The organism is Nonomuraea sp. NPDC003201, assembly GCF_053590415.1.
This window is the reverse complement of record NZ_JBSFTC010000604.1, coordinates 1-3,276: the sequence shown is the minus strand read 5'-3', so window position 1 is coordinate 3,276 and position 3,276 is coordinate 1. Positions and strand designations below refer to the sequence as shown.

At 71.6% G+C, this 3,276-nt stretch carries 3 protein-coding genes; 1 reads left to right on the top strand and 2 read right to left on the bottom strand.

Going from position 1 to position 3,276, the window contains the following annotated elements; genetic code table 11:
• Positions 1–514 precede the first annotated feature (514 nt).
• Entirely contained in the window at positions 515–1,147 is a 633-nt protein-coding gene (locus tag ACWDX9_RS61490; RefSeq protein WP_185070757.1) for a response regulator, read from the bottom strand.
• Positions 1,144–2,349, bottom strand: a complete 1,206-nt coding sequence (locus ACWDX9_RS61485) for an ATP-binding protein (RefSeq protein WP_449973145.1) — start codon at positions 2,347–2,349, stop codon at positions 1,144–1,146. Before ACWDX9_RS61485 ends, ACWDX9_RS61490 begins: the two co-directional genes overlap by 4 nt.
• 113 nt (positions 2,350–2,462) lie before the next feature.
• On the opposite strand from ACWDX9_RS61485, the gene ACWDX9_RS61480 reads away from it, so the two are divergent.
• A partial coding sequence (locus ACWDX9_RS61480; RefSeq protein WP_449973144.1) for a PspC domain-containing protein occupies positions 2,463–3,276 on the top strand: 814 nt, incomplete at its 3' end.

The window sequence follows — 3,276 nt, the reverse complement described above, 5'->3', positions numbered from 1 at the left end:
GGGTGCCGGGTGCCGGGTGCCGGGTGCCGGGTGCCGGGTGCCGGGTGCCGGGTGCCGGGTGCCGGGTGCCGGGTGCCGGGTGCCGGGTGCCGGGATTACGGGGGCGTTGGAGCACGGCAGGGCGCGCGACGGGCGGGCAGTTGGCACGGCGGTGGCCGATGCGGCGTGCGGCGGCGGGCGCGGGATGGCGCGGATGGCGCGGACGGCGGAGTGCGCGGGACGGGCGGGAGGCGCTGGGCTGGTGGACGGTGAGTGCCGGGGACGGAGTGTGGGAGCACCGGGAGGGACCGGCCGGGTGAGGGCTGGCCGCGGTGGGGCTGGCCGCAGTGAGGGGTGGCCATATGAGGCGGACCACGGTGAGGCGGTGCGCGGTGAAGCGGTGCGCGGTGAGGTGGGACGGGGTGAGGGGTGAGGCGGGTCGTGGTGAGGGGTGTGGAGGGCGTGAGGGGGTGGAAGAGATGAAGGGTGGCTCTGGTGAAAGGTGGAGGAAGTTGGGGGTTGGGTGGGGTGGGGGTTAGACGAGGCGGCGGGCGGTGGCCCAGCGGGAGAGTTCGTGGCGGTTGGAGAGTTGGAGCTTGCGCAGGACCGACGAGACGTGGGTTTCCACGGTCTTGACGGAGATGAAGAGCTCCTTGGCGATCTCCTTGTACGCGTACCCCCGCGCGATCAAGCGCAGCACCTCGCGCTCGCGCTGCGTCAGGGAGTCCAGCTCGGGATCGATGGACGGCGCCTCCGACGAGGCGAAGGCGTCCAGGACGAACCCGGCCAGCCGTGGCGAGAAGACCGCGTCGCCCTCCGCCACCCGGCGGATGGCGTCCGTCAGCTCCTTGCCGCTGATGTTCTTGGTCACGTAGCCCCGCGCCCCGCCCCGGATCACGCCGATGACGTCCTCGGCGGCGTCCGAGACCGACAGGGCGAGGAAACGCACCTGGGAGCCGGCGCCCAGGACCCGGCGCAGCACCTCCTGGCCTCCGCCGCCCGGCATGTGCACGTCCAGCAGGACCACGTCGGGCTGGTGCTCGGCGATCGCCTTGACGGCCGTCTCCACGTCCTCGGCCTCGCCCACCACCTCGATCGAGTCGCCCAGCTCGGCGCGTACGCCGGAGCGGAACAGCCGATGATCGTCGACGATCAACACGCGCGTCATGCCTTCTCCACCTTCATGGTCAACATCACTTCCGTGCCCTCACCGACGGAGGTGCGTACCCGGGCCGTGCCTCCGTGGCGTTCCATTCTCCCGATGATGGACTCCCGAATGCCCATCCTGTCGAGTGGCACCGCGTCGAGGTCGAACCCCTTGCCACGATCCTTCACGAAAATCGTGACCTCTTCACCCTCTACTTCGGCATAGACGGAAATAGCTGGGCTCTCAGAGTATTTGGCCGCGTTGACCATCGCCTGCCGGGCCGCCTTGAGCTGGGCGGCCAGCTTACCCGCCGGGTCGAGGGCGATGTCCCCCACGCAGACGACCTCGATGGGCACCCCATGGGCGTCCTCCTCCTCCGCCGCGATCCTGCGTACGGCGGCCGCCACGGTGGCGTCGGCGTCCTGGGCGGGCTGGTAGAGCCAGTTGCGCAGGTCGCGCTCCTGGGAGCGGGCCAGCCGGGTGACCTCGCGCGGATCGTGGGCCACGCGCTGGATGAGCGTGAGCGTGTGCAGCACCGAGTCGTGCACCATGGCGGCCACCTCGGCGCGTTCCTCCTGCCTGATGCGCTCGCGCCGCTCCAGCTGCAGCTCTTTCCACAGGCCGGCGAGCCAGGGTGCGGCGATGACGGCCAGGCCGCCGACCACCACGACGGTGAACAGCAGGCCGGGTTTGGCCTGGTTCAGCTCGCCCTCCGCGTACAGGAAGCCCGCCGCGCCGATCACCACGAGCACCACGCCGAGCAGCGTGCGAACCCGGTTCTTCCTGATGCTCGTGGTGGCGCCCTGCACCCAGCTCTTACGGCGCTCCGGGTCGGCCTGCTGCCAGAGGATCAGCGCCCCGATCCCGCCCACGGCGAACGGAAGCATGCCGATCCCGCCCTGGGACGCCCCCGTGAGCCAGCCGAAGGCGAACAGCGCCACCCCGATCGCGCTGAACGCGGCCAGCTGGCTCCAGTCCCGCTGCGGCGGCTGCCCCTCGTACGGTTGCCGCGGCGTGACCATCCACAACACGGCGTACGCCACCATGCCGACCCCGTCGACCACGCTGAGCAGCACGAACATCAGCCTGATCACCACAGGATCGAGCGAGAGCTGCGTCGCGAGGCCCTGGGCGACACCGCCCAGCAGGCGGCCCTCCATGGGGCGCATCAAGCGCCGATAAGGCGCGTCGCCGGTCGGCTCGGCGAGAGTCTTCTGGTCCATAACATCGCCATAGTCACATGTCGGGGGCACTTCGGGCATCAGGGAACAACCCCCGGGTCGGGTCAGGGGTGTCCCGGATGCGAGCACACCACACGTAGGTCCACGATGGTGACATGACAGAAGCTCCGCCCAAAGAACCGGCCGCCCCGCCCCGGTCGCTGCGACGCAGCAACGAGGGGCGCTTCCTCATGGGGGTCTGTTCCGGTCTCGGGCGGCACACCGGCATCGACCCCGTGGTCTTCCGCGTGGGTTTCGCCGTGCTTCTGCTGGGCTCCGGCATCGGCCTGTTCCTCTATCTCGCGGCGTTCCTGCTGATGAAGGAGCCGAACGGCAAGCCGGGGATCATCGAGCAGTGGACGCGCCGCGACTTCGACGCCGAAGCCGTGATGGCGTTGATGACGGCGGTGCTGGCGTTCGGGCTGGCGCTCAACCTGGCGACGGTGTGGCTCGACACCGGCACCCTGGTGGTGGCCGTCCTGCTCGCCGTCTCGCTGCTCGCCGCCCACTCCAGCGGGGTGGACCTGCTGGGGCTGGCTCGCTCGATGCCCGAACGGCTGAGCAGGAGGCAGCGGCACACGACCGCCGCTCCCGAAGCCCCGCCGGTCAGGCCCACGCCCCCCGCGGAGCCGTCGCCGGTATGGTCCTCCCCGGAGCCGTCGCCGGTATGGTCCTCCCCGGAGCCGTCGCCGGTGAGACAGCCCACGCCCACACCCGCGCCCTCGGCGGGGCCACCGCCGGTCAAGGAGCCTGCCGCCCAGGAGCCGGTCAAGGAGCCCGCTGTCCCCGAGCCGGTGCAGGAGGCGGTCGTCCCGGAGCCGGTGCAGGACGCCGTTCGGGAGACGGAACGGGAGCCGGAGCCGCCGACCCGGGTGCACGAGGCCGCGCCGCCCGCCCCGCCCGCGCCCCCCCCCCCCCCCCCCGCCGCCC

Excerpts from the sequence above, each read along its gene's own strand:
- ACWDX9_RS61485 (WP_449973145.1), bottom strand. The coding sequence starts at position 2,349 with ATGGACCAGAAGACTCTCGCCGAGCCGACCGGCGACGCGCCTTATCGG.
- ACWDX9_RS61490 (WP_185070757.1), bottom strand. The coding sequence starts at position 1,147 with ATGACGCGCGTGTTGATCGTCGACGATCATCGGCTGTTCCGCTCCGGC.